This window comes from Diaphorobacter sp. JS3050, assembly GCF_013154915.1.
GTDB classification, from domain to species: domain Bacteria; phylum Pseudomonadota; class Gammaproteobacteria; order Burkholderiales; family Burkholderiaceae_C; genus Diaphorobacter; species Diaphorobacter nitroreducens.
The window spans coordinates 2,895,699-2,920,728 of sequence record NZ_CP053553.1 but is presented as its reverse complement, the minus strand read 5'-3'; the positions used below and the strand labels follow the sequence as shown (position 1 = coordinate 2,920,728).

Annotated in this window: 21 protein-coding genes and 1 riboswitch; of the genes, 12 read left to right on the top strand and 9 right to left on the bottom strand. The window is 64.5% G+C overall.

From position 1 onward, the window contains the following. Positions 1 to 92: 92 nt before the first annotated feature. The 8 genes from ribD to HND92_RS13955 all read right to left on the bottom strand — a co-directional run bounded on the left by ribD (position 93) and on the right by HND92_RS13955 (position 8,917). Entirely contained in the window at positions 93 to 1,202 is a 1,110-nt protein-coding gene (gene ribD / locus HND92_RS13990; protein ID WP_172207867.1) for a bifunctional diaminohydroxyphosphoribosylaminopyrimidine deaminase/5-amino-6-(5-phosphoribosylamino)uracil reductase RibD, read from the bottom strand. Between the two features lie 26 nt (positions 1,203 to 1,228). Continuing rightward, entirely contained in the window at positions 1,229 to 1,717 is a 489-nt protein-coding gene (locus HND92_RS13985) for a type IV pilin protein (RefSeq protein WP_011806310.1), read from the bottom strand. A gap of 85 nt (positions 1,718 to 1,802) precedes the next feature. After that, positions 1,803 to 5,279 carry a pilus assembly protein gene (locus HND92_RS13980; protein WP_172209336.1) on the bottom strand — a complete coding sequence of 1,159 codons (3,477 nt, stop codon included), beginning with the start codon at positions 5,277 to 5,279 and terminating at the stop codon, positions 1,803 to 1,805. A gap of 82 nt (positions 5,280 to 5,361) precedes the next feature. Further along, entirely contained in the window at positions 5,362 to 6,114 is a 753-nt protein-coding gene (locus HND92_RS13975) for a PilX N-terminal domain-containing pilus assembly protein (RefSeq protein ID WP_172207863.1), read from the bottom strand. Between the two features lie 21 nt (positions 6,115 to 6,135). After that, positions 6,136 to 7,029, bottom strand: a complete 894-nt coding sequence (locus tag HND92_RS13970) for a PilW family protein (RefSeq protein ID WP_172207860.1) — start codon at positions 7,027 to 7,029, stop codon at positions 6,136 to 6,138. 31 nt (positions 7,030 to 7,060) lie between these two features. After that, positions 7,061 to 7,771, bottom strand: coding sequence for a type IV pilus modification protein PilV (gene pilV / locus HND92_RS13965; protein WP_172209334.1), 711 nt, complete (start codon positions 7,769 to 7,771; stop codon positions 7,061 to 7,063). Then, positions 7,768 to 8,352 (bottom strand): GspH/FimT family pseudopilin, encoded by a 585-nt coding sequence (locus tag HND92_RS13960; RefSeq protein WP_011806304.1) that lies wholly within the window; start codon positions 8,350 to 8,352, stop codon positions 7,768 to 7,770. The genes pilV and HND92_RS13960 overlap by 4 nt, the downstream gene beginning before the upstream one ends. Before the next feature lie 37 nt (positions 8,353 to 8,389). Next, the gene (locus HND92_RS13955) at positions 8,390 to 8,917 is read right to left on the bottom strand and encodes a GspH/FimT family pseudopilin (RefSeq protein WP_011806303.1); all 528 of its coding nucleotides are present in this window, start codon (positions 8,915 to 8,917) and stop codon (positions 8,390 to 8,392) included. A gap of 178 nt (positions 8,918 to 9,095) precedes the next feature. Here HND92_RS13955 and cbiB point away from each other — a divergent pair, with 178 nt between their 5' ends. The 12 genes from cbiB to HND92_RS13900 all read left to right on the top strand — a co-directional run bounded on the left by cbiB (position 9,096) and on the right by HND92_RS13900 (position 24,248). Next, entirely contained in the window at positions 9,096 to 10,016 is a 921-nt protein-coding gene (gene cbiB / locus HND92_RS13950; protein ID WP_172207857.1) for an adenosylcobinamide-phosphate synthase CbiB, read from the top strand. Between the two features lie 42 nt (positions 10,017 to 10,058). Further along, positions 10,059 to 11,177 carry an IS630 family transposase gene (locus HND92_RS13945; protein WP_231403305.1) on the top strand — a complete coding sequence of 373 codons (1,119 nt, stop codon included), beginning with the start codon at positions 10,059 to 10,061 and terminating at the stop codon, positions 11,175 to 11,177. A gap of 54 nt (positions 11,178 to 11,231) precedes the next feature. Then, entirely contained in the window at positions 11,232 to 12,236 is a 1,005-nt protein-coding gene (locus HND92_RS13940) for an aminotransferase class I/II-fold pyridoxal phosphate-dependent enzyme (protein WP_172207846.1), read from the top strand. Then, positions 12,233 to 13,714 carry a cobyric acid synthase gene (locus tag HND92_RS13935; protein WP_172207836.1) on the top strand — a complete coding sequence of 494 codons (1,482 nt, stop codon included), beginning with the start codon at positions 12,233 to 12,235 and terminating at the stop codon, positions 13,712 to 13,714. The genes HND92_RS13940 and HND92_RS13935 overlap by 4 nt, the downstream gene beginning before the upstream one ends. A 30-nt stretch (positions 13,715 to 13,744) precedes the next feature. Further along, positions 13,745 to 13,937, top strand: a riboswitch (cobalamin riboswitch). Positions 13,938 to 13,981: 44 nt separating this feature from the next. Beyond that, positions 13,982 to 14,743 (top strand): 5,6-dimethylbenzimidazole synthase, encoded by a 762-nt coding sequence (gene bluB, locus HND92_RS13930; protein WP_047349473.1) that lies wholly within the window; start codon positions 13,982 to 13,984, stop codon positions 14,741 to 14,743. Positions 14,744 to 14,847: 104 nt separating this feature from the next. Beyond that, on the top strand, positions 14,848 to 15,906 hold the full coding sequence (gene cobT / locus HND92_RS13925; RefSeq protein WP_172207832.1) for a nicotinate-nucleotide--dimethylbenzimidazole phosphoribosyltransferase: 1,059 nt from the start codon (positions 14,848 to 14,850) through the stop codon (positions 15,904 to 15,906). A gap of 92 nt (positions 15,907 to 15,998) precedes the next feature. Further along, positions 15,999 to 16,442 (top strand): UDP-N-acetylglucosamine 2-epimerase, encoded by a 444-nt coding sequence (locus HND92_RS13920; RefSeq protein ID WP_305792971.1) that lies wholly within the window; start codon positions 15,999 to 16,001, stop codon positions 16,440 to 16,442. A 57-nt stretch (positions 16,443 to 16,499) separates the two neighbouring features. Continuing rightward, positions 16,500 to 17,987: a glycosyltransferase family 2 protein gene (locus HND92_RS19395; protein ID WP_253940036.1), complete on the top strand. Its 1,488-nt coding sequence runs from the start codon at positions 16,500 to 16,502 to the stop codon at positions 17,985 to 17,987. After that, the gene (locus tag HND92_RS19390) at positions 17,869 to 18,684 is read left to right on the top strand and encodes a hypothetical protein (RefSeq protein ID WP_253940035.1); all 816 of its coding nucleotides are present in this window, start codon (positions 17,869 to 17,871) and stop codon (positions 18,682 to 18,684) included. The genes HND92_RS19395 and HND92_RS19390 overlap by 119 nt, the downstream gene beginning before the upstream one ends. Before the next feature lie 13 nt (positions 18,685 to 18,697). After that, positions 18,698 to 21,511, top strand: a complete 2,814-nt coding sequence (locus HND92_RS13910; protein WP_172207829.1) for a tetratricopeptide repeat protein — start codon at positions 18,698 to 18,700, stop codon at positions 21,509 to 21,511. A 155-nt stretch (positions 21,512 to 21,666) separates the two neighbouring features. Then, positions 21,667 to 23,400: a DUF2334 domain-containing protein gene (locus HND92_RS13905; RefSeq protein ID WP_172207826.1), complete on the top strand. Its 1,734-nt coding sequence runs from the start codon at positions 21,667 to 21,669 to the stop codon at positions 23,398 to 23,400. After that, positions 23,367 to 24,248 carry a hypothetical protein gene (locus HND92_RS13900; protein ID WP_371814783.1) on the top strand — a complete coding sequence of 294 codons (882 nt, stop codon included), beginning with the start codon at positions 23,367 to 23,369 and terminating at the stop codon, positions 24,246 to 24,248. The genes HND92_RS13905 and HND92_RS13900 overlap by 34 nt, the downstream gene beginning before the upstream one ends. 37 nt (positions 24,249 to 24,285) lie before the next feature. Here the strand turns inward: HND92_RS13900 and nth are convergent, their stop codons facing one another. Next, complete coding sequence (nth, locus tag HND92_RS13895) at positions 24,286 to 24,936, bottom strand: endonuclease III (protein ID WP_047349476.1); 651 nt, start codon at positions 24,934 to 24,936, stop codon at positions 24,286 to 24,288. Positions 24,937 to 25,030 lie beyond the last annotated feature (94 nt).

Genomic DNA, 25,030 nt, shown 5'->3' with positions numbered 1-25,030 from the left:
GTATAGCGCGAAACTCGGCAGCGCGACTGTCGGACAACGGCATGCAAGCACGCGGGCGTGTGGTGCATCGCCTGGACTGCGCAGGGCGGGATTCAGAAGTCCGCGCGCCCCGCGATGCGGGCCACCACCCGTAGATCGGGCCCCACCTGCTGCACGGCTTGGAATTGCATCGGAATCCCGTCGGCCAGCGTCTGCAACGGCCCCCAGTTGGACAGGCCCTGGGCTCCCTGGCCTAGCATGATCGGGGCCAGATAGAGCAGCAACTCATCCACGAGCCCTTCCCGCAGGAAGGAGCCGTTGAGCTTGTGACCGGCCTCCAGGTGCAGTTCATTCACGCCTTCGCGGGCCAGGTCGCGCAACAGGGCGGGCAGATCCACCTTGCCCTGGTCATTGGGCAGTTCGATGACCGTGGCGCCGCGTGCCCGCAGCGCCGCGGCGCCAGCGGCATCTGGCCGGGCGGTGTAGATCAGTACACGCCGGTCGGCAACGTCGAACAGCCGGGCATTCGCAGGCGTCTGCAGCAGGCTGTCGACAATCACCAGATGCGGCTGGCGTGGGGTGGCGATCTCCCGCACATCCAGGCGCGGATCATCCGCCAACACGGTGCCGACGCCTGTCAACACGGCGCAGGCGCGGGCACGCCAGGCATGCCCGTCGGCACGGGCCGCCGGGGATGTGATCCATTGGCTGGTGCCATTGGCCAATGCGGTCACGCCATCGAGCGAGGCCGCGGCCTTCATGCGCACCCAGGGGATGCCGCGCACCATGCGGCTGAAGAAGCCGATATTCAGTTCGCGTGATTGCGTACCGCCGGGGCCCACCTCCACCTGCACTCCCGCAGCCCTCAGCCGCGCGAACCCTTGACCCGCCACCAGCGGATTGGGGTCGGCGATGGATGCCACTACGCGTGCAATCCCGGCCTGAATGAGCGCATCGCAACAGGGGCCGGTGCGCCCCTGGTGTGCGCACGGCTCCAGCGTGACGTATGCGGTGGCGCCGCGCACGTCGCATCCCCGCGCGGCTGCGTCACGCAAAGCCATCACCTCGGCATGGGGTGCCCCTGCGCGCTGGGTAAAGCCCTGGCCCAGCATGTTGCCGTTAACGTCGGTGATGACGCATCCCACGCGGGGGTTGGGATTGGAAAGAAAAAGCGCCTGGGCAGCGAGCCCAAGCGCTTGGTCGATGTGTGGCAATTTAGTCATCACCCCGCTGAGAAGGCAATGCGGTGTTATTTACGCCAGCATTCGGCAGAGGTGGTGCCTGAGCCGAGATTATTGTTGCCTTGCCGTCCTGTGTGCGTCAAAAGATAACTGCCACATTTGTCGTTAGCCTGTGGTCCATTTGCGTTGGGAGTAGCGATCAGGGTAAAACAACCATTGTTGCTCCTTGGACAGCGCGGCGGGGTATTAAATGCGGCATCTGTGGTAAATCCAATTGTGTAGCGTTTAGTGGGATCAGCGGTGCCATCTGCAAGACGCCACTGGAGCGAATTTGGCAGTGTGGTACCTCCGTCAGGTGTAGTTGGATACACCCCTGTTGCTGTCGATGCACGCTCCAACCACTGCTGTGCCTGCAACAGCCCCGCGCGTGCATCTGCCCGGTGACCACGGCGCACATACTCGGAATAGCTAGGGTAGGCAATGGCCGAGAGAATGCCGACGATCGCCACCACGATCATCAGCTCGATCAGAGTAAAACCTCGGTGCTGGTATTTCATGTCTTCATCGTCCAGTCAGAACACATGCGAGGCAGTGAGCCGACCTCCCTCACGAGAGAAACAACTGCCCCGCGATCCATGCGTTTTACTTGAGCTGCCGCCAGTTGGGGCGCAGGGACATTTCGGGCATGCGGCGCATCTTCTCCTCGACGAGGTCGGAACCCGTTCCGCCCGGCTTAGGCTGCCGGCCTCGCATGTGGATGCGATTGTCCTTCGTGATCATCGTCAGAGCCCCAGGCGGCATGCTATAGCGTGCCAGTCCAGTGGGGCCATCAATGATAGGCACGCGCGGTGCTTGGCCATCCATGATGTTGATGAAGGTCACATACTGGGTTTCCTTGTCCACGGCACCCCCTTCACAGCTTTCGACAGAGGGATCCAGACGAGAGCCCTTTGCGGGGATTTGTGACGGGACCACAAGCAGATTGCTGCCGTCATAGAACTGCATCGGCTTGAGCAGGCGCTCGCGCGTCAGCGGGAAGTCCATGAACCAGCCCTTCTTTTCCGCCCAGTTGATGGTAGTGGCGTTCACTTTCCAGAACTGCCGCCCATCGCCGCGGGTCTGCGCCACAGTACTGGGTACCGTGGTCTGGACCAGTTCGTCTTGCTCTTGCGATACGGCACGGGGCAGATCGGCACTGGACTTGACCAGTTCACCGCAGACACCGGAGGTGGTCGTGCAGACGTTGATCCGTCCGGTGGGTTTTTCATTGGGTGCGGTACCCGTCATCTCGCGGACGTAACGGGTGTTGTCCAGGACGGAGTACAAAGTCTGCTGCTGCAACTCAGCCTGGTCGAGCTTGGTGATGTTCCGGCCCGTGCCAAAGGCGACCATCATCCCTCCCACAGGCAGAGTCTTGTCCACACCGCCTTCGGTGACGGTCTTGGTGCGGTCGTTCACCCGTACCGAGGGGGCAGCGGTAATGGATTGCCGGGTGGAACTGTTCGTGTTGGCAGAGTGGCCAATGCCTCGATTCGCAATGAACAGTGGCGTGCCGGCAGGTTTGCCTTCCCAACTGGCGACACCCCAACTGCTTGAATCTTCCGTGTTGATGAGGAACTTCCAAAGGTTGCCCTTAAGGTCCCCTGCGTATACGACATCGGGCTTGCCATCACCACTGATGTCTACGAGCCGAGGAGCTGAAAGGCCGTTTCCGCTGTCCGTTGCTACCGCCGGGATGCGCAGAAGTTCCTTGTCGCCATCAAGGTACTGGATCAACAGAACCGGCCGTCCATTAGCACTGTTATAGCCATTGCCCATAACGACAGCCCAGCGGTCGTTGTTCAGCCGCACGATTTGCGTGGTGCGTTGGGGGTTGGCATCATCCAGCACCGGTTTGGCAAAGATGTGTCCCAGATCGTTGATGGCATCATTTTTCACCGGTGTCGTACTGGCCGGCAGCGTTTTGTCCATCACTACCAAGTTGCTGGCATTGGCCTTGGTGAAGCTGCTGGCACCGCCATCGGTGGTGCCAGGGTTCGTCACGTCCAGAACGAAGTAGCCTCGTCCCCCGGCTCCAAGGGTACCTACCAAGAGTGTTTTCCAGGCACCATCGAATACGTCGCCTGTCATCGGCGAGCCATCAACGAAATATTGATGGTTGTCGTTGAACGACGGATTGGTGAGCTTGGGAAGGTCACGCATCACGCCGCGCGGGACATAGGCGAGGCGTTCCGTTCCATCCTTCGCTGTGAACCCGTGCAGCATCCCATCATTTCCACCTACATACAGCATGGGCTCGCGCTTGGCCCACGTGCGGGTGAACGCTGCGTACCCATCTAGCGCGTAGTTGCTCACAGGAGCGCCTACGTACCAGACCTCGGAGTTCACGATGCTGCCTTGGCGGCTCCATCGTTTACGGAAAGGTTTGTCCGCTGTGCAACCTGTGCTGGGGCATTCGAGGGTGCGATCTCCCCGCAAATAGGCTATACGGTTGGCATCGCTTTCCCCTGTAGTCCCTGAGGGCCCTCCATCTGCTCCGGTTGCTTTGAGGAGGGTTTGCTGAGCCTCGCTGAGGCTGTCCCATTCGAAGGATGTGCCCCCGATTTCCTTGGTACTTCCACTGCGAATCGCGTCGCTCCAAGTAAGCACCAGGCGATTGGAAACATTGAACGATGGGTCATCAAGCTTGTCTGCAGTGGTCTTGCCTTCCCAGGCTTGTTCCGTGGAACCATCGTCGCTTTTGAAGGTTTCGGCTGAGACGGCACCACGCCAGCCTTCCTTGGGCACGTAGCTTGCTGTGAAAATGCCAACGTCGTTTTGTGATGCATTGCTACCGCTGGTGGCGGTGGAGCCTCGGTCTGGCTCTGTTTGGGCGTTGATTTGCTTGACGATTTCACGAAAGGCTTTTTCCAGATCTTCCCCGCGCTCAACGGCATAAAACCGGCCGCGACCGTTGAGTGCAGCGTGCCACAAATCTAGCGAACGCCTATCTTCATTGGACATATTTGGCCAAGTCTTGGTCCCATTCACCAAGTTGGGAAAGTCGCCGTCGTAGCCGAACGGGACCATTGTGGTCGGACGGGTGATGTTGTATTTTGCATCCGAGAAATCGGTTTTCCACGTATAGGCCATCGCGCTGAAGCCGATGGTGTAAGTCACCATGTGCGGCCAGTTGGCAGGGTCAAATGCGGGATTCCAATATTTTGGCAGGTTCACACCACCAATCAGTTCGGTCGCTGGAGCTCGGTCGTACTCGCTGGGGGGGAATATTTGACCTGTCAGACCACTGGGTTGAAGGGGATCTGACCAGCTCTTGAATGCCCAATCGGCGAGAGTATTTTCCGTTTCGTCGCGGTAGAGTTTTGTGTAGTCTTTTTGGTCCGTGGCTGAGCCATATTTGGTGCCATCGGGCAATTCGGTGGAGGAAGCTCCGTCCAAGTTCCCTGTCTGGTAGGTGTCAGAATAACTGTTCCATCGCCCATCAGTCATCACAATGTGGTAATTGCGTCGACAACCCAGGTAAGGCTTATCCTTCACTCCGGGCTCTGACGCCCAGGGGCTGTTTATGCCCAGTTCCCGACGCATATAGTCATCGGCTTGTTTGAACATTTTATGGGTTGGCGTTCCGTTATTGGGCCTCAGACTGTTGATGAAGCTAATGAAGTTGTCTCGGTGGCTTCCCTTCAGCACTCGCATAGAGTTTGTCTTCATGGTGTCGGAGTCCACGTTTTTGGCGTCTGGTGCATCCCCATTGTTGTGCATTACTTGCCAAGCCAGTCGAATCTTTCCGTCTGGCAGCAAGCTTGTGTCGTTGAAAACTTGCTTGAGTGCATATTTCAATACGTTCATACGGCGATCAGTACTGAGCCACGAACCATTGGTAGGAGTGACGTTATCCGTGGCGCCTGTAGCAGATTCCTTGTCCAACCGAAAATTCATACTGCCTGAATCATCGATAGAGATGATTACGTTCGGTGCAACATAAGGCTCCACCGTACCGGGCGGGGCCTGCGCAAAATCCAACGCGGCCAGCGCGCTCTGCGACGAGAGAGCGGCGCCAATCAAAACGGCCAGTGGTGTTTGTCGAAAATGGCGGCGGGCGCTTGCATGGAAAGGCATGGCGTTCTCCGTTGAAAATAGTACTGAAATCTGGCTGTAGGGCTTGTCTGTCAAGCGCTAACAGCTCCTATTTCTATAGCTCTTAGTCTTTAAGTCGGTGCCGCACGTAGGTCTCCTGCAAAACAACCAGCGTGTTGCGTTTGAGCCCTCGGGCCATGGCGGTGATCCGGTAGATGACGTTGGGTTGTACGTTCACTGCCAGGTAGTTGGCGCCGATGCCTGCGATCAGGTTGGCGTTGGCAACGTCGGGCAGGTAGGGCAGCACTTCGATCCAATACCAGCCGCCCTGGCCTGTAGCCGTATTTCGCAAAATGGGGTTGGCGGGTGAATCGTCATTGCCCACTTTGGCGCCGGTGTAGGTGCCGTAGCGCGTGCCCACGGCCTGCATTGCGGCAAGGCCGGTGTTGGCATCGTTGTCGTTCCAGAAATCTTGGTAGCCGGTACGCTTGAGGCACAGGCCATCCTTGCAGCGCGGCCCGGTATTTATGCCTTCGAGAGTGGCGAGGAGTTCTGCAACGTCTTTCGCCTCCACGGGAATCTTGGCAACCGAACCCAGACGGCATACGGGCGCAGAGCCCGTACACACTGTGCCATCTGCGCGTTCTCCCCGAATGTCCAGCTCCGCGTCTTGCAGCAGCGCCTGGGCTGCTTCCATGGCGCGCTGGTAGTCTGCATCGTTGCCCACGACCAGCTCGTTGAAGAGCGAGGTGCGTGACGCCCACAGCGCCAGCAACATGGAGAGCATGACGAAAACAAGGACCACGAAGAGTGCGACACCGCGCTGCGCGCCTTGGGAGCTGCGTGGGAGTCGATGTGTAGGCATGCGCTGGTGCATGGTGAACGTCCCCGACATTGGTTAAAGCACCGCGCCTGTTTGGCCTTGGCCGCGCAACTGGAACACGCTGCGGAAAGCGAGATGCAGGCGACGTGCCCGTTCGCCCGTGAGCGTGCTGTAGGCCACGGGACCGGAACATCCTGTATAGGTACTGCCCGCCGGAAGGTCGATGGGCTCGTTTCCGTACAACTCCAGGCAAACCTCTACAGCCTGCACCTTGGCCCATCCATTGGTGGCTGATTCCACTGCACTGTGGCTGGCCACGTATTCGACTTGCGGGATGCCGGGGGTGGTCGTGATGTCCTGCATCACGTAGCGCACCTGAAAGGCTGCCACATTGCGAACAATGGGCTCGTCATCAGCGCCCCCGTCGCCGCAGCGCAGCACGCCGTCTTGCAGCCGGAAGTTGCTGCGTGTGACTGTGGTTCCCGCGCGGCCTAGGCAATTGAATGCCTGATGGGCCTCATTTTTGGGGCCAGTGCCCGTGGTGACTTTCTCTTTGAAACTCGCAAAGCCGAATATGGGACCGCCGGGCTTGCCCGATGGCGTGTAGAAACCGACTGTGTCGGTGGCTGGGTCCCAGCCGGCGTCGCTGCCTGGGGGTGTGCGCGCCTCGAGGGCGACTGGCACCACATGTTCCAAGGTGTCGCTTGCTCCCGCCATCGCTCCAGAGGGGAATAGATCCAACTTGAGAGAACCGGCTTGGCGGATTTGCTGGCCAATGACGCGCATGGCGTAGGAGCCTTGCTGCTGAATTTCGCTGGCGTCACTGACTGTGCCGCTGACGCCGCGAGAGACCATGAGCGCTCCCATTGCGACGGCGACGGTGAGCAGACCAATGATGAGACCGACGAGCAGTTCGATGAGGGTGACGCCGCGTTGGCGCTGCGGAAAAGGTGCTGCAGAACGTGTCATGCCAATAGCCTTGTGATGTCGTCCTGGAGGGTCAGGCCCCGGCACAGAAGTGCCAAGTCGAGCCGGCCCAGATATCGGGGGCACAACGTGCACTGATGGGGATGTACTGAAGGTGGCAGGTAAAGCTGGCGTCGCCACAGCCGGTGTCCAGCGTAGTTTTGCCAGTGCCACTCACGAAACTGCCGTCAGCCTTTTGAAGCTTGCTGGCATCAATGTTGTTCTTGTATTTCTTTTTATCCTCCTCAGTGCCGTCGATTTGGCGCTCGTTCTCCCGCCAACGGAGCATGATTCCCAGTTGCCTTTGGTTGCCCGCAGCTCCATCTTCCCCTTTAGTGAGAAAGACCACGCCGTCTCCGGCGGGAAGAGTGTTGCGAACCAAGGTACGCCAGGCCCACAGGTCGTAGGCGGCCAGCTGGGCTGGTGTGCATTTGGCTGTGGTGCAGTTCACGCTGGGAGCAGTCAATGCGGACCCCCAGCTATCGGCCACATAGCTGGCGGCCGCACCGCCTGTGGGGTTGACGGCGTTGAGCGCGTTGGGGTGAACCTTGAGCCGTTCGCTCAGGTCCTCGATGAGCCGGATGGCTTGAGCTCTACGCACAGTGGTTTGCGTGTCGCTGAGCGTACGCATCTGAACACCTACGACACCCAGGATTCCCAGGGCAGCAACCACGATCGCGACCAGAGACTCAATCAGGGTGATGCCGCGCTGGCTTCTGGGGCGGAAGGAGACGGAGAGGGTCAGGGCGTGCACGGAAGTTCCTCCGATCGAATGGTGCGAATACGTCCGCCTGCGCTCATGCAAACGCCGCGGGCAGCAGGGTGACTGACTGATTGATCGAGTGGCACGATGCTGAAACCCACCCAGGTGCCATTCACTAGTCCCCAGCGATTGAGCTTGATGGCGGTGCCACCGCCCGTGCGGGTGACCTGGACCCTGGATGGAGTCTCATAGCGCTGCAACACTGGCTCTGTGGAACTGCATGTGCCATTGCCGTTCGTGTCTTCGCAAACGAACCATCCGCAGTCCCAGTCGGCGTTTCCGGTCGCGGTGGTGCAGCCATTGGTGTTGTTGGCAATCTTTTGGATGAGCACGTTTCCTCCGCGCTTGATGGCCTCCGAGCGGGCGTAGTGCAGTGTGGACTTCAACATGTCGGTGGTCTGCGTGATGCGCCAGCGCTCAATGAGCGCAGAGAAACTGGGAGCCGCCAGGGCTGCAAGCACGCCCACGATAGCGACGGTGACCATCAATTCGACGGCTGTGAATCCCTTGTTCCTGAGTCTTTTGGCGTCGCGGGTGTGCTTTGCTAAGAGAAAGGAGGGCATGTGGATACCTCGTCATCGATCGAGCCTTCACATGGGGTCAGCAGGCGGTTGCCTGCCGTTTGATGGCCGCTCCGCCGTTAATGCACAAGGACGCAGCGGAGGAGTCATTGCTGAGCTTGCCCTGGGGGACCAGGCGAAAACCGAAGGTGGACACGCCCGCACCTTTGTTCATGCGCCCCCATCGGTCTAGCGTGATGGTGCCCCCTGCAGGGTCCGGCGTGACGGAGACACGATCGGGAGCATTGGACGTTTGCAAGGTGGTGCTTGCTGAACACGCGCCGGCACACACTGACCAGCCTGTGGCCCAGTCGGCGCCGCTTGTTGCGACGACTGTGATATCCCCGCCACGCTTGATGGCCTCGGATCGCGCGTAATACAGTGTGGATTCCAGGCCGTTGGCTGCCTGCCGCACGCGCCATCCTTCAATGATCGGAGTGAAACTAGGCGTAGCAAGCGCTGCAAGGACGGCCATGATGGTCACCACCACCATCAGCTCGATGACGGTGAAACCGCGTTCGGCAGTCTGAGGCCAGTGCTGTCTGGAAGGTGCGTGCGGGAGTTGCATGCCGGCATGCTAGGCAGAATTCATTGCATGTGTTTGGAACGAAGGATGAGCGGGGGGTTAGTGCCGACAGACGGCGCATTGAGACGTGTGGTCAGCAGATCCGGTGTCCGACAAAGCATGAGTTAGCGCGAACCGCGCGGCTTCCGTGTATCGCTTGTATTCACGTTAGGCTTGCCCCATGCCGCTCTGGACTCTGGATCCTTTCCTCCTGGCTTGCGCCCTGCTGCTGGCGCTGGCCATCGACGGCCGCTGGGGCGAGCCCCCCGCTGCCTTTCATCCCGTCGTGTGGATGGGGCGGGCGCTGGGGTGGGCCGGTATGCGCATCGCGCCGCTGCAGGCCACAGGTCGGGATATACGGTCTTTTTGCGCTGCAGCGCTTGTCTGGTGCGCGCTGGCAGCTATCGTTTTAATAGTATCCGGCGCTTTGCAGTGGGTCGCCATCACGTTGCTTCCCGTCTGGGGTGCAGCGCTCGTAGTGGGATTGCTGCTGAAACCTTTGCTGGCCTGGCGCATGCTGCGCGGGGAAGTGCTGGCGGTGGAAGATGCGCTGGCGCAGTCGCTGGATGCGGGGCGCGAGCGACTGTCCTGGCTGGTCAGCCGTGATGTGCAAGGGCTCGATGCGGCGGCCGTGCGCGAGAGCGCCATTGAATCCCTGGCCGAGAATCTCAGCGACTCCGTGGTTGCGCCGCTGTTCTGGTTCGTGCTGCTGGGCCTGCCCGGTGCGGCGCTTTACCGCTTTGCCAATACGGCCGACGCGATGTGGGGATACCCCGGCATGCGCGGTGGGCGCTACTGGAAATGGGCGGGCAAGTGGGCGGCGCGTGCGGACGATGTGCTGTCCTGGCTGCCCGCGCGCATCACGGCGGTGCTGTTGTGGGGTGTGTCGCGTGGCAACGGCGCCCGCTTGACTGATCTGCGCGCGCAGTCGCGTCTCACGCCGTCGCCCAACGGCGGGTGGCCCATGGGGGCGATGGCGCTGGCGTTGGGGGTGCGCCTGTCCAAACCAGGTGTGTACGTGTTGAACGCCCCCGGGCGTGCGCCCCAGGCCGCGGACACGCAGCGTGCGGTGCATTTGGCATCAAAAACACTGCTAGTGTAGTGTTTGATTCTTAATGAAACTTAATTGAGCAACCACGCTCCAATGCTCTACTACGGTTTGCATTGGAGTGAAAAATTGCGAGTTGCCCCGACGATTGTGTTGACGGATGAAGAGGAAAGCGAGCTGAGCCGGCTGGCGCGCTCCAAGCGCACCAGCGTCAGATTGGCCCAGCGCGCCCAGATCGTGCTGCTGGCCGCGCAGGGGCTGCAAAACAAGGATATTGCCGAGCAGCTTGGCATTGGGCGCGTGCAGGTGGCGCGCTGGCGTGAACGCTACCTGCAATTGGGGCTGCAAGGTATCGAGCGCGACTTGCCGCGCGGCGCACCGCCGGTGAAGGTGGATGTGGCCAAGCTTGTGAAGCTAACCACACAGACCAAGCCCGAGGCGGCCACGCACTGGAGCACGCGCACGATGGCCGCTGAGTTGGGCGTCAGCGCCAGCACCGTGATGCGCCATTGGCAGGCCCACGGTCTCAAGCCTCACATCGTGCGCGGCTTCAAGGTCTCGCGCGATCCGCAGTTCGTGCAAAAGCTCGAAGACATCGTGGGGCTTTACATGTCGCCGCCCGAGCATGCGCTGGTGCTGTGCTGCGACGAAAAGAGCCAGGTGCAGGCGCTGGACCGAACGCAGCCCGGGCTGCCGCTCAAGAAGGGGCGCGCGGCCACCATGACGCACGACTACAAGCGCAACGGCACAACCACCTTGTTCGCTGCGCTCAACGTGCTCAACGGTCAGGTCATCGGCCAGTGCCAGCAGCGCCACACCCACATCGAGTGGCTGAAGTTCCTGCGTCAAATCAATCGGGAGACGCCCAAGGACAAGACGCTGCATCTGATCGCCGACAACTACGCCACGCACAAGCATCCAGCTGTGCAGGAGTGGCTGGCCAAGCACCCCAGATTCAACATGCACTTCACGCCGACCTCGGCATCGTGGCTGAACATGGTCGAGCGCTTCTTTCGCGACATCTCCGAGAACCGGCTACGCCGCGGGGTGTTCACCAGCGTGCCCGAACTCGTCTCGGCCATCGATGAGTACATCGCGCATCACAACACCAACCCCAAGCCGTTCATCTGGACCAAGAACGCTCGCGACATCCTGCAAAAGGTCATCCGCGCCAATAGCCGATTAAGTTCCAAACAGAATGCAACACTACACTAGCGCTTGTGGTGCTTGCGGTAGCAGCTCTGTTATTGATAGCTATAGTGCACACCCATGTCTGACCATGCGCCACAGCACGGCGGCCCGGATGCGCTGGGCGTGCCGCTGCATGACTTCTCCACCAACGCCAACGCCTGCGGTCCTTGTCCGCAGGCCATCGCGGCGCTCCGGCAGAGTGACTTCACCCACTACCCCGACCCGGCCTACACCGCGCTGCGCGCGCAGATCGCCACGTTCCACGGCGTGGCGGTGCAGCGCGTGGTGCTCGCCGCCAGCGCCAGCGAGTTCATTCATCGCATCACCGCGCACGCGGCACGCAGCGGCGTGCGCCAGGTCGTTGTGCCCGCGCATGGCTACGGCGACTACACCTGCGCGGCCCAGGTGTGGGAGCTGGACTGCCGCCACACACCTTCTTCTGAACCGGCGCTGCACTGGGCGTGCGAGCCCGCCAGCCCGTTGGGAACGACCGATGCTGCACTGACGGCGTGGTGCGCCCCGGCCCCTGTCGGCGTGTTGCGCATACTGGACTGCGCCTATGCACCCCTGCGCCTGGAGGGAGCCGCCACCGTAGCGCCTGATGCCGCCTGGCAGATGTGGACGCCCAACAAGGCGCTGGGCCTGACCGGCGTGCGCTCGGCCTATGCCATTGCGCCGAGTGCCGCGGTCGCCGATGGCAGTGTCGCCGCTGTGCAGGCGCTGGCGGCCTCCTGGCCGGTCGGTGCCGACGGTGTTGCCCTGTTGGCGGCCTGGGTCCGGCCGGATACGCAGGCATGGCTCGCGCAATCGCTGGCGACCCTGCGCGAATGGAAGGCCGCGCAACTGGCGCTGTGCGCGGCCCTGGGCTGGGCCGTTGCGCCGGGCAGTCTCGCCAACTTCTTCACGGCATGTCCGCCGGTGCAGGATGTGGGGACCTTCCTGCAATGGCTGCGCGCGCGCGGCGTCAAGCTGCGCGACTGCACCTCGTTTGGCCTGCCCGGGCATGTGCGCCTGGGCGTGTTGCCACCGCAGTCGCAGCGGGCGCTGGAGGTATCGTGGCGCCTCTACAAGGAATCGCAATGAACAAGACCCGACCCGGGCCGGCGCGCTGCGTCATGGTGCTGGGCACCACCAGCGGCGCGGGCAAGAGCTGGCTGGCCACCGCGCTGTGCCGCTACTACAGCAACCAGGGCCTGAAGGTGGCGCCTTTCAAGGCGCAGAACATGAGCAACAACGCGCGCGTGGTGGCTGCACCGGGCGACCAGTTCGGCGAGATTGGCAGTGCCCAGTATTTCCAGGCGCTGGCAGCGCGGGCCGTGCCCGACGTGCGCATGAACCCGCTGCTGCTCAAGCCCGAAGCGGACACGAAGAGCCAGGTGGTGCTGCTGGGACAGGTGAGCGATGAGCTTTCGCAACTGCCATGGCGCGGCCGCAGCCAGCGTGTGTGGCCGCAGATCGCGGCGGCGCTGGACGCACTGCGGGCCGAGAACGACGTGGTGGTCATCGAAGGCGCGGGCTCGCCGGCAGAGATCAATCTGCACGCCAGCGACGTGGTCAACATGCGCGTGGCGCGCCATGCTGAGGCGCGCTGCCTGCTGGTGACGGATATCGACCGCGGTGGCGCCTTTGCCCACCTGTTTGGCACATGGGCGTTGCTGCCCGAGGAAGAACGCGCGCTCATCGCTGGCTTCGTGCTCAACAAGTTCCGTGGCGACGAGGCACTGCTGGCGCCAGCGCCGCAAATGCTGCAGGACAAGACCGGCGTGCCCGTCGTCGCCACCATTCCGATGCAGTGGAACCATGGCCTGCCCGAGGAGGACGGCGTGTTCGACATGCGCTCCACCGCCGCGGGTGCCGTGCATACGCGCATCGCCGTGGTGGCGTATCCGCGCATCAGCAATCTGGACGAATTCCAGCCGCTCAAAAATGTGCCGGGTGTGCGTCTGTCCTGGGCGCGCAGCCCCGCGGATGTGGAGGGCGCCGACTGGATCGTCCTGCCCGGCAGCAAGGCCACGGCGGCTGACCTGGCCTGGCTGCGCGCACAGGGGTTGGACGCGGCGATTGCTGCCCATGCGGCACGCGGTGGCCGTGTGCTCGGAGTCTGCGGTGGACTGCAGATGCTCGGCGAGGCGTTGATCGACACCGTGGGGGTGGACGGCAATGGCCCAGGCCTGGGCCTGCTGCCGTTGGTGACGAGCTTCGAGGCCACCAAGACCGTGCGGCCCACGCGCCAGTGCTTCGGCGCCGTACAAGGCGCCTGGCGGCATCTTGCCGGCGTGGCTGTGCAAGGCTATGAAATCCACCACGGCCAGACTGCTCAGCACCCGGCCATGGCAGCCAGCGGCGATGTGGCGCGCGAAATCATGCCCGGGTTGGCGTGGCAGAACCCCGGGGGCAATGTGCTGGGCCTGTACCTGCACGGCCTGTTCGAGGACGCAGCCGTGCTGCGGGCACTGTTCGGTGCCGATGCTCCGACACTGGATGCGGTGTTTGAGGGGCTGGCCGCCGGCATCGCACGGCACTTCGAGCCCGGGGCGTTGGATGCCCTCGCTGCGCAGTAAAGGACGATAACTGCGGTTGAATTGCGGTTGTTATCATCCCCGTCCTCAGGTGCCCGCTGCCGCAAGGCAAAGGGAGAATCGGGAAGGCGGTTGGAGTCCGCCGCGTGCCCAACGCTGTAAGGAAGATGACCCCCGCTCAATGCCACTGGCCGCCAAGGCCGGGAAGGCGCGGCGGGTCAGATGAATCCAAGCCAGAAGACCGGCCTGAACGTTCATCGCGCTGCAAGGCCAGGCAGCGTGCGACCTATTCACGCACAGGGGACTGCCATGAATACCGCGCAGGCGCAAGCCACGCAAAGCGTTCACGCCTTTACGCAAGAGGCCCGCGACGCCATTTACCGCACCATCTTTTCACGCCGTGATGTGCGCGGGCAGTTTCTGCCCACCCCGGTACCGGACGAGGTGCTCAGCCGCATCCTGACCGCGGCGCACTATGCGCCTTCCGTAGGCTTCATGCAGCCATGGAACTTCCTGGTGGTGCGATCGCAGGACACCAAGCGCCGGGTGCATGATGCCTTCGCCAAGGCCCATGCCGAAGCGGCCGGTATGTTCGAGGGCGACAAGCGCGCGGTGTACCAGCGTCTCAAGCTCGAGGGCATTCTGGAGTCGCCCATCGGCCTCTGCATCACGTGCGACCGCGAGCGCACCGGTCCGGTGGTGGTAGGGCGTACCCACATGAAAACCATGGACCTGTACAGCAGCGTCTGTGCCGTGCAAAACCTGTGGCTCGCCGCGCGCGCCGAGGGGCTTGGGGTGGGATGGGTGAGCATCTTTCACCAGGCCGACCTGCAGCAGGCGCTGGGTATTCCCAAGGGCATCACCCCCATCGCCTACCTGTGTGTCGGCTATGTCAGCCACTTCCATGCCAAGCCCGAACTGGAAACCGCTGGCTGGCTTCCGCGCCTGCCCGTGGAAGACCTGGTGTACTTCGAGCAATGGGGGCAGCGCGACGACCAGCAGCCGCTCATCGCGCATCTGCGGTGCGACCAGGCTGCGGCGCAATGCAGTCGCCAGACCGCACCGGCATAAGCCAGCCACAACGCATGGGGCCCGCCCCGCAATACGGCCACCTCTTGATGTGCGCCCCGTGAGTCGGGGCCGCGCTGGACCTTTTTTGACAATCGAAACACGCCATGATCATCGACCTGCCTTTCATTGCTGACCTCACCGATCGGCCGTTGACCCAAGCCCTGCAGCACAAGCTGGACAACAAGACCAAACCACTGGGTGCGTTGGGGCGCCTGGAGCAACTCGCCCTCCGTCTGGGCCAGATCCAAGGTACCGAATCACCCATGCTGCAGGCGCCGCAGATGCTGGTGTGCGCGGGCGACCATGGCCTGGCGGCCAAGGGCGTATCGGCCTACCCGAGCGACGTGACCTGGCAGATGGTCGAGAACTTTCTGGCAGGCGGCGCAGCCGTGAGCGTGCTGGCGCGCCAGCACGGCCTTCAGCTCACCGTGGCCGACTGCGGCGTGGCGCGCGAAGTACCCGCGCGCCACGCCGTTCCCGGTGCGCCCCGCCTGGTGCACTGCCGCGTGGCGGCGGGCACGCAGGACGCGAGCGTCGGCCCTGCGATGACCGAGGCGCAGTGCGCCCAGGCGCTGCGCAACGGCATGGATATCGTGCGCGCCATGCCCGGCAACGCGCTGCTGCTGGGCGAGATGGGCATCGGCAACACGTCCGTGGCGTCGCTGCTGTTGGCGCGTCTGGCAGGTGTGCCGCTGACCGAGTGCACGGGTGCCGGTACGGGACTGGATGCGGCAGGCATCGCGCGCAAGCAGGCCGTGCTGGAGCAGGCGCTGGCGGCCAACGCCGGTGCTACGCAGCCCTTGGAGGCCCTGGCCGCCCTGGGTGGTTTTGAAGTCGCCACGCTCACCGGCGCCGTGCTGCAGGCCGCCGCCGAGCGTCGTGTGATCGTGGTCGACGGCTTCATCACCTGCGCGGCTGTGCTGGTGGCCGTGCGCCTGGCGCCTGCCGTGCTGCAGCGCTGTGTGTTTGCCCATCGCTCCGGCGAACGGGGCCATGGCCACATGCTGCAGGCTTTGCAGGCGCAGCCGCTGCTGGACCTGGGGCTGCGCTTGGGAGAAGGCTCAGGTGCCGCTCTGGCTTGGCCGTTGCTGGAGTCGGCATGCCGCGTGCTGCGCGAGATGGCGAGTTTTCAAGCGGCCGGGGTGGACGGAGCGATGCGCTAAGTGTCTTGCCGGCACTTGCCATCTTCAGGATGGGCGCATGAGGAATTCGACGGGGCTGTGCAACCAGAAGCTGTCCTATCACGCACTGGGCCGTGGTACGCGACCCCGTGCACCGGCACCTGGGCGCGCTGCCCAATGTGCGCCTGACGGCGCCGCTGGACTACCTGGCCATGCAGCAGGCGATCGCCGATGCCTGGCTGCTGCTCACGGACTCGGGTGGTCTGCAGGAAGAGGCGCCGACCTTCAAGGTGCCGCTGCTGGTACTGCGTGAAGAAACCGAGCGGCCGGAGGTCATCGATGCGGGCTGCGCCGCGTTGGTCGGGGCCGACCGCCAGTTGATCGTGCGCTCCGTGCGCCATCTGATGGACGACGGAGAGGCCTACGGCCGCATGCAGGCCGCAGCCAACCCCTTTGGGGATGGCCAGGCGTCCCAGCGCATCGTGGCACGGCTGGAGCAGATGCTGGCGCCCGCGCCCGCGCCCGCGCCCGCGCCCGCACATGCGGCTGCGCCCGCGGTTGCGGCCCTGAGTGTCTAGAGGAGCCGCACCCTGTCCTGGATAGATGTTTTTACCGCCTATCTCTACCTGCTCAAGATGGTGGCGATCGGGGTGGCTGTCGTCATCTTCATCAGCAGCCTGGATGACCTGTTCATCGATATCGCCTACTGGGTCCGCCGCGTCTGGCGCGCCTTCACGGTGTACGCACGCCACGCGCCGCTGAACTACAAGACGCTCTACGACGCCGAGGAGAAGCCGCTGGCCATCATGGTGCCCGCCTGGCAGGAGCACGGCGTGATTGGCCAGATGGCGCAACTGGCCGCCACCACGCTGGACTACGAGAACTACCACATCTTCATCGGCACTTATCCCAACGACCCGCAAACGCATGCCGACGTGGAGCAGGTGCGTGCACGCTTCCCCAACGTGCACACGGTGGTCTGCGCGCGTCCCGGACCGACCAGCAAGGCCGACTGCCTGAACAATGTGGTGGACGCCATCCTGCAGTTCGAGAAGCGTTCTGGCGTGCGCTTTGCCGGCTTCATCCTGCACGACGCCGAGGACGTGCTCTCCAAGCTGGAGCTGCGGCTGTTCAACTACCTGGTCAACCGCAAGGACCTCATCCAGCTGCCCGTGTACCCGCTGGAGCGGCCCTGGAACGACTTCACCGGCGGGCACTACCTTGACGAGTTTGCGGAGCTGCACGGCAAGGACATCGTGGTGCGCGAGGCCCTGGTGGGCCAGGTGCCAAGCGCGGGCGTGGGGACGTGCTTCAGCCGTCGCGCCATCATGGCCCTGCTGCAACAGGGCGATGGCATTGCCTTTGACACGCAGAGCCTGACCGAGGACTACGACATCGGCTTTCGCCTCAAGCAGCTGGGCATGCAGGAGGTGTTCGTGCGCTTTCCCGTCGAGGAGGACGATCACATTGGTCGCGCGCCCTCGCCAGAACGTGTGCCCCTGCGCAGCGAACGCGAGGCCAGCGTCATCTCCGTGCGCGAATTCTTCCCTGACACCGTGGCCGCCGCCGTCCGGCAGAAGTCCCGCTGGATCACGGGCATCGTCATCCAGGGTTTTCGTACGCTGCGCTGGACGCACAGTGCCGTGCTGAACTACTTCCTCTGGCGCGACCGCAAGCAAGGGAATCATCACCAATTTCGCCAGCTTCACGGCCACGCTGCTGGCCATGCAGCTGATCGGCATCTGGCTCTACCAGCGTCTGGTGCCGGATGCCTACCGGTTCCTCTCGGTCTTCGAGGGCGACTGGTGGTTCCATGCGCTGCTCTTGGCCAACCTGGTGCTCATGTTCAACCGCATCGTGCAGCGCGTGTTCTTCGTCACCAGCTACTACGGCGTGGTGCAGGGATTGCTGTCGGTGCCTCGGCTGCTGTGGGGCAACTTCATCAACTTCCTTGCCGCCTGGCGGGCGCTGGCCCAGGCATGGCGTGCCAAGGACCTGCGGCGCATGGCCTGGGTCAAGACGGACCACGAGTTTCCCCTCTTGGGCGAAGGGCCGCGTCAGCATCGCGCACTGGGGCAGATCCTGGTCCACCAAGGCGCCCTGACCGAAGCGCAACTGCTTGATGCGCTGGAGCATCCCGTGCGCGGGCTGCGTCTGGGCGCAGCGCTTGTGCACCGTGACGTCATCACGCCCCAGCAGTTGGCTGCGGCGGTTGCCGAGCAGGCCGGCGTGCCATGGGAAACCCTGGGAGGGCAGGCCGTGGACAGCGACCTGGCGGCACTGGTGCCAGCGGCCGTGGCGCTGCGCTATAGCGTCGTGCCGCTGCGCGAGCAGGGGCGGGTCCTGGTGGTGGCCAGCGAGGCGGCGATCGACCCGGTGTCGCTGGCCGCCATCGAGCGCAAGCTGGGACGTACCGTGCGCTACGTCATCGTGCCCAAGGGCGAGGTCACCGTGGAACTGCGGCGCCTGTATGCACACCACGGCACAGAACCCGCACGCGACCTGCTGGCGCAGGCCGTGCAGCAGCAGCGCGTTACCGCCGAAGAGGCGCGGGGCATCTGGCCCCGCTATCTCTCGCGCCAGTTGCTGCTGGGCGACGTGCTTCTGGCCGTGGGCAAGATTGACCAGGCGGTGCTGGGTGCCCTGCTGCTGCAAAAGGAGAAGTCCGATGCCAGCCTGGGCGCCTTCCTCGTGGAGCATGGCGTTCTGACGGAGTCGGCCGTGCAGGAGGCGCTGCAGCTGCAGCAGCAGCTGCAGGTCACCATGGAGCAACTGCTGTGCCGCGCCAATGCGCAGCCCACCGTCCGGGCCATTGCTTGAGAAGGCCGTCATTATGAATTTCGCCCCCCGCATTCTTGCCCTCGCCGTCATGCTGGCCTCCACGGGCGCCCCGGCGCAGACCCTGGACCTGGGCCCCGACATCAGTCCGCTGAAGCGATTCCAGGTCTATCCCCACATCGACAAGGCCTTCGAGGCGATGGCCCGCGGCGACGGCACGCGCGCGATTGCCGAGCTGGAGCATGCCCACCGGCTCGTCCCAGAGAACACCGCGATTGCGCTGCACCTGGCCCAGGCGTATCAGCGTTTTGGCCAGCCCGCGCGTGCCGCGGCGTTGCTGCGGGCCCAGAGGTCACGCCATCCGGGCGATGAGCGCATCGCCCAGGCACTGCGCGAATTGCAGCCCCCACCCGCACCCGTGCAGGAAAGCGCCACGGTCGTCGCGCAGCCCGAGGCGGCACCCGCCGCGCCAGTGCTCGCCGCTGCGCCTTACGCGACTGCGCCCGAACCCGCGTCGGAACACGGCACGCCTGCGGCGGCTCCGGCCATTGCGGCGCCGCCCGATCAGCTTGCCAAGCCTGCGCCTGCGGTGCGTGCGCAGCGACGCATGGCGCAGGTGCCACGGCCTCGGCGGGCCGACGGCGCCCCGGGCTATGCCGCTGCCAGCCGTGCCTACGAAGCGGTGGAGCGTGCAGAGTTGCCCGCCGCCCTGGCGTGGGCGCGCGAGGCCGCGCAGGCCGCCCCTGCCAATGCCGACTACCAGCGCCTGCTGACCTACCTGCTGATCGAGAACGGGTTGTACGAGGAGGCACAGACCAAGGCACGGGAAGCGGAACTGACTTTCGCCCCGCAAGGCGATACGCAATGGCAGGCGTTGGGCGACACCGCGCGGCAGCGCCACGCCTATGCGCAGTTCGAAGCCGCATCGCAAGCGCAACGGCAGGGCCGCGCCAGCGATGCCCTTGCCCATGCACAGGCGGCAGCGGAACAAGCCCCGGGTGTGCCGGCGTATCGCCTGCAGTGGGTAGGCCTGCTGTTGGCCGCGGGCCGCCATGCGCAGGCGCAGCAGTTGGCCGAGCAGGGCCTGGCCCAGGGCGATGGTGCAGCATTGCAGGTTCTGCGCGGCGCGGCGTTGCAGGCGCAGGGGCAGACGGACGATGCGGCGCGGGTTTTCGACGGTGTGATCGGCAGGCCGGATCTTGCGCCGCACGAGCAGCAGAACTACCGGGTGATCGCCGCCGATGCGGCGCTCGCGGCGCGCCAGCCCGAACGCGCTAAAGCCCTGCTGCAGCCGCTGGCGCAAGGCGGCGCCGTGGATGTGTCGGGGCGAGAGGCCGAGATACGGGCCGCCACGCGCCGGCCGATCTCGGCCGCATCCCTGCAGACGTTCTCCCTGCGCTTGCCGGTTGTCAATTGCTTTGGCAGCGCCCAGGCGCCCGGCTGCGAAGTGTGGCCCGGGCAGGACGCGCCGGACCCCGCGCGTGCCGTGGCGCAGGAGGCGTTCCGCGCCTATACCGAGCGCGACTATGGACTGGCCGCGGCCAAGGCCGAGGAAGCCGCGCGGCTGCAGCCTGCGCATTTGCCGTACCGCCTGTTGCGGCTGCAGGCCTTGGTGGCCGCGGGCCAGGTGGAGCAGGCTCTGCGCGAGGCTGACGACACCCTGCAGTCGCGCGCCGACGGGGCAGAGGTGCTTGCCCTGCGCAGCCGGGTGTACCACGACCTGGGGCGGCGCGAGCAGGCCTCTGCCGATGCGCGCGCGGCCTTGCAGGCAGGTGGCCTGTCCCTGTCGAGTGAAATCAACCTGCTGCTGCAGGAAGGCCGGCGCGACGAGGCCGTGCAGCAGTTCGCACACGCGATGGCGGGGCCGGATTTCGCGGGCAGCGCAGACCCCGATCTGGCCTACCTCGCTGCCCGGGTGGGCGACGACCGCACCGCGCTGGCCGTGTTCGACCGCGCGCACGCCAACGACGCGCTGCCGGCCGCCGCGTTACCCGACGGCGCCTACACCGCGAGCCGCCTGGCCGAGAACGACCGCGCCATCTACTACCTGCAGCAGACCATCGATGCGGTGGAAGCCGGACGGCTGGAGCAGACGCCCCGCCAGCAGTTCGCCACCCGGCGCGAGCTGGCGGACCGCACCCGCACCTGGGGCATCAATGCGTTGCTGGGTTACCGGGGCATGTCTCCCGGCTCCATCTCGCCTGTGCCCGGGCTGTACCGGGATGCCGCCCAACTGGTGGGTGAGGCCTATTGGCGCCCGCAGGGCTATCGCGACGGCAGCTTCTGGGAAATCTATGGCGGCGTAGTGCAGACGGTCTACAGCCGCCACGGCGGCACGAGCGGCAGCGACACCACGCAAGGCGCGCTGGGCGTGCGCGCCAAGCCTTTGCGCGACCACAACCTCGTGTTGTCCGCCGAGCGGCGCATCCGCATCGGCTCGTTGTCCTTCAGCGACTGGCTGCTGCGCGCCGGTTATTCCTACGGCGTGGGCACCGACCTGCGCGTGGACGTTCCGGACTGGTTCACGTTCAACGTCTATGCCGAGGCGGGGCGGTTCCTGCAGCGCAAGCAGGACTACGTGACCTTCGAGGCGCAGGCCGGGCGCAGCTTCCGCATGGGGGATGCGGACTCGCGCCTGGTGCTGTTCCCGCACGCGGTGGTGGGTGTGGACTACAACTCCGCACGCACGGCCGCGGGCTACAACGGCGCCGCGGGTGCGGGCGTGGGCATCGCGCTGCGCCGCTGGTTCCGCGAGGACCGCTACAACGCGCCGCGTTCGTACCTGGACCTGTCGCTGCAGTACCGCGCGCGCCTTGCGGGCGACGAGCGGGGCAAGGGCGTGTTCCTGCGCGCTGCGCTGGTCTTCTGACGTCAGCGATCGATAGTTTTTATTTTGCTTCAATAAATATAGCTAGGAGCGCTTGATCCAAAACGGTTTCAAGGTGTTTTATGCATGAAACCTTTGATGGAAGAGCGCGAGCTGCTATTCGTTTTGTTCAACCTTGGCTGCCGCGGGAGGAGACCATGAACCGACTGTTGCGATACACCCTTGTGGTACTGGGCGCCCTCGCGCTGCACGCGTGTGGTGGCGGAAGTGATCCGTTTTACAGCGCGCCGAGCGTGCCGCTATCGCCGTTTGGCACCAACGACCCCGTCCGGCGCGACCCCATCGCCTCGATGCCGGCGCCCGTGCGCGCGCAGCCGGCCGGGCCGCGCGTGCTGGTGCTCTACGACCAGCCGCCTGGCAGCCCCTTCGCCAAGATGGGCGCGGGCTACGCGATCATGCTGCAGAACCTGCTGGGACATTTCGATGCGGCGGTGGACATGCGCCCCGTGGAGCAATACGCGGCGCAAAGCCTGGCGGGCTACCAGGCCACGTTCTATATCGGCTGGGCCGAAAGCGACAGCATTCCCGCAGCGTTCTTGCAGGACGTGGCCGCGGCCAGCCAGCGCGTGATCTGGCTGGGTCGCAACCTGCAGCAACTGGCGGATGAGCAAGGCGCGGCATTCGTGAGCCAGCGCGGCTTTCAGCCCGTGGGGCCGCGCACGAAGGACAACGCACCGGCCGGCGTGGAGCCGAGCTTTTTCAGCGATGTCTACTACCGCAAGCACCCGGGCCTGTTGTTCCAGAAGGCAGTCAAGACGATCAACGGGGAGCCTGCCGCCGCGTGGGACATGTTCATGACCCAGGTGACCGACGGCGCCAAGGCGCTCGTGCATGCGGACATCATCAACCCGGCATCGAACGAGCAGGGACCCTATGTGCTGCAGTCGGGCAACTTCTGGTTCGTGGCCGATACGCCCTTCGATTACGCGGGTCCGCGCGACCGGTACGTGATCTTCTCGGACTTGCTGCACGACATGCTGGACATCGACCATGCCGAGAACCACCAGGCGATGATGCGTTTCGAGGATGCGGACGCGAAGGTGAACCCGGTCGCCTTCAAGCGGGTGGTGGACCTGGCGTTTGAGCGCAAGGTGCCCTTCTCGGTGGGGGTGGTACCGCACTACAAGGACCCGCTGGGCGCCCAAAGCGCGGGCGTGCCCACCGACATTCCCATGGCGAACGCCCTCAACCTGCGGCTGGCGCTGGACTACGCGCTGGCGCGTGGCGGCGAGATCCTGCAGCACGGCACCACGCACCAGACCGAGGGCATGATCAACAACGCATCGGGTGCCACGGGCATCGACTACGAGTTCTGGGACGCCGTCAACGACCGCCCGCTGCCCGGTGATTCCGTGGACTGGGCGAAGAACCGCATCAACAACGGCCTGCGCCAGATGCTGGACCTGGGCTATATGCCCGTGGCGTGGGAGACGCCGCACTACGTGGGCTCGCCGTCCACCCTGCAGGCCGTCGCGCAGATCTACGAGATGGGCTACCAGCGGCACACGTACTACACGTCCGACCAGCCCGACCTCAAGGCCGGGGACTACATGGTGGACCAGTTCTTCCCCTTCGTCATCGAGCGCGACCGCTATGGCCTGCGCGTGCTGCCGGAGAACCTGGGCAACCTGCAGTATTTCGAGTTCGGGGCGGATGAGGAGCTGACATCCAAGGAGGTGCTGGAAAACGCGCGCTACCAGAAGGTCGTGCGTGACGGCTTTGCCTCGTTCTTCTTCCACCCCTTCCTGGCGGTTGAGTCCCAGGCGCAGAAGTATGACGGGCGCGGTTATACGCACCTGAAGGAAATCGTGGATGGCCTGACGGCCATGGGCTACACGTGGACCTCACCCAGCCGCCAGCGCAAGCGCTGACCCTGACACGGCGCGCGGCCATGGCGGCCATGCTGCCGTGCGCGGTGTCTTTGCCGCCGTCGTCCGGCGCGCCATTGCGCCACCTCGGCGGCATGGTGTGGCAGCCCAGCCTGCGCACGCTGCGCCCCCAGGGCAACTGGGCGCAACTGGGCATTCGCCGCCTGTTGGTGCAATGGACGGCGGTGGATTCACAGGCTTTTGTGCCGGGCACCGGCCTGCCTCCGATCGCGGCTGAGCTACCCGACTGGGAGCGCATCGCCGCCGAGCCCTGGGCCCAGGAGGTGATCGTGGGCCTGGCGGCCATGCATGGCGAGGCGCAGGCACGTGCCTCGGTGGCGCTGCTGGTGGAGCAGGCGCACGCCCTGGTGCCCATCGTGCAGCGGCTCCCGCTGAAGCTGGGTGGCTGGTATTTCCCCCTGGAGGTGGATCCCACCTGGCTGCCGGGGCCAGAGTGGTCCCAGGGCCTGGCGCAGTTGCCACGCCCGCTGTGGATCAGCGCCTATGACAGTGCCAACCTCGGCCCGCACGCGCTGGCGGACTGGATCGAGCGCTGGCTGCCGGCCGATGTAGGGGTGTTCTTCCAGGACGGCGTGGGCGTGCATGCGCGCAGTCCGGAGGTTGCGCTGAAGTACTTGCAGGTGCTGACCTACCGTCTGGGGCAGGCGCGCGTGCAGATGATTGCCGAGGCTTTTCGCCCCGCGCCAGAAGGCGGGTTCCGCAGCGCCACGGCGGCGGAGTTCCTGCCGCAGATCGATGCCTACAAGGGGTGGGAGGTGCTGGCCTTCGACGGCCCGCACTACCTGGGAGAGCCGCTGGTGGCTGAGCTGGTGGCGCAGGGCGTGCGCTGATGCCGGCGGCTGCCGCGGCAGCACCCCGCAAGGTTGATCAACCCGCGTTGAACGGCGCCGGCGTCTTCGGCTCGTAGTCGCACCAGGGTGCGACCACGCATTCCCAGCAGCGCGGTTTGCGTGCCTGGCACACGTAGCGGCCCAGCAGAATCAACCAGTGGTGGGCGTCCACCAGATACTGCGGTGGCACGCGCTGCAGCAACTGCATCTCCACGGCCAACGGGTTCTTGCCGGGCGCCAGGCCGGTGCGGTTGCCCACGCGGAAGATGTGCGTGTCCACCGCCATGGTGGGCTGGCCGAACGCCACGTTCAGCACCACGTTGGCGGTCTTGCGGCCCACGCCGGGCAGGGCTTGCAGCGCCTCGCGCGTGCGCGGCACCTGGCCGCCGTGCTGCTCCACCAGGATGCGGCAGGTCTGCATCAGGTTCTTCGCCTTGGTGCGGTACAGGCCGATGGTCTTGATATAGCCCTCCAGGCCGTCCAGGCCCAGCTCCAGAACGGCCTGCGGTGTATTGGCGACCGGAAACAGCCGGCGCGTGGCCTTGTTCACACCCACGTCGGTGGCCTGCGCCGACAGCAGCACGGCGGCCAGCAGCTCGAATACGTTGGTGTATTCCAGTTCGGTGTTGGGCTGCGGGTTGGCGGCCTGCAGCGCCGCGAAGAAGGGCTCGATGTCCTGGGGCTTCATGGGCGGCGATTGTCGCCGGCTGTGGGGCGCGCCGCAGGAAAGCTGCGCGGCAATTGGCGACAATGGGGGCTACCGTCTTTCACCCATCCACCCG

What these genes read in the sequence shown, in the direction of transcription:
- HND92_RS13980 (WP_172209336.1), bottom strand. Translation starts at nt 5,279, where the DNA reads ATGCCTTTCCATGCAAGCGCCCGCCGCCATTTTCGACAAACACCACTG.
- HND92_RS13940 (WP_172207846.1), top strand. Translation starts at nt 11,232, where the DNA reads ATGTCTGACCATGCGCCACAGCACGGCGGCCCGGATGCGCTGGGCGTG.
- HND92_RS19395 (WP_253940036.1), top strand. Translation starts at nt 16,500, where the DNA reads ATGGTGGCGATCGGGGTGGCTGTCGTCATCTTCATCAGCAGCCTGGAT.
- HND92_RS13955 (WP_011806303.1), bottom strand. Translation starts at nt 8,917, where the DNA reads ATGCAACTCCCGCACGCACCTTCCAGACAGCACTGGCCTCAGACTGCC.
- bluB (WP_047349473.1), top strand. Translation starts at nt 13,982, where the DNA reads ATGAATACCGCGCAGGCGCAAGCCACGCAAAGCGTTCACGCCTTTACG.
- HND92_RS13970 (WP_172207860.1), bottom strand. Translation starts at nt 7,029, where the DNA reads ATGACACGTTCTGCAGCACCTTTTCCGCAGCGCCAACGCGGCGTCACC.
- HND92_RS13945 (WP_231403305.1), top strand. Translation starts at nt 10,059, where the DNA reads ATGCTCTACTACGGTTTGCATTGGAGTGAAAAATTGCGAGTTGCCCCG.
- ribD (WP_172207867.1), bottom strand. Translation starts at nt 1,202, where the DNA reads ATGACTAAATTGCCACACATCGACCAAGCGCTTGGGCTCGCTGCCCAG.
- HND92_RS13960 (WP_011806304.1), bottom strand. Translation starts at nt 8,352, where the DNA reads ATGCCCTCCTTTCTCTTAGCAAAGCACACCCGCGACGCCAAAAGACTC.
- HND92_RS13975 (WP_172207863.1), bottom strand. Translation starts at nt 6,114, where the DNA reads ATGCACCAGCGCATGCCTACACATCGACTCCCACGCAGCTCCCAAGGC.
- cbiB (WP_172207857.1), top strand. Translation starts at nt 9,096, where the DNA reads ATGCCGCTCTGGACTCTGGATCCTTTCCTCCTGGCTTGCGCCCTGCTG.
- HND92_RS19390 (WP_253940035.1), top strand. Translation starts at nt 17,869, where the DNA reads ATGGCCTGGGTCAAGACGGACCACGAGTTTCCCCTCTTGGGCGAAGGG.
- cobT (WP_172207832.1), top strand. Translation starts at nt 14,848, where the DNA reads ATGATCATCGACCTGCCTTTCATTGCTGACCTCACCGATCGGCCGTTG.
- HND92_RS13935 (WP_172207836.1), top strand. Translation starts at nt 12,233, where the DNA reads ATGAACAAGACCCGACCCGGGCCGGCGCGCTGCGTCATGGTGCTGGGC.
- HND92_RS13910 (WP_172207829.1), top strand. Translation starts at nt 18,698, where the DNA reads ATGAATTTCGCCCCCCGCATTCTTGCCCTCGCCGTCATGCTGGCCTCC.
- nth (WP_047349476.1), bottom strand. Translation starts at nt 24,936, where the DNA reads ATGAAGCCCCAGGACATCGAGCCCTTCTTCGCGGCGCTGCAGGCCGCC.
- HND92_RS13905 (WP_172207826.1), top strand. Translation starts at nt 21,667, where the DNA reads ATGAACCGACTGTTGCGATACACCCTTGTGGTACTGGGCGCCCTCGCG.
- HND92_RS13985 (WP_011806310.1), bottom strand. Translation starts at nt 1,717, where the DNA reads ATGAAATACCAGCACCGAGGTTTTACTCTGATCGAGCTGATGATCGTG.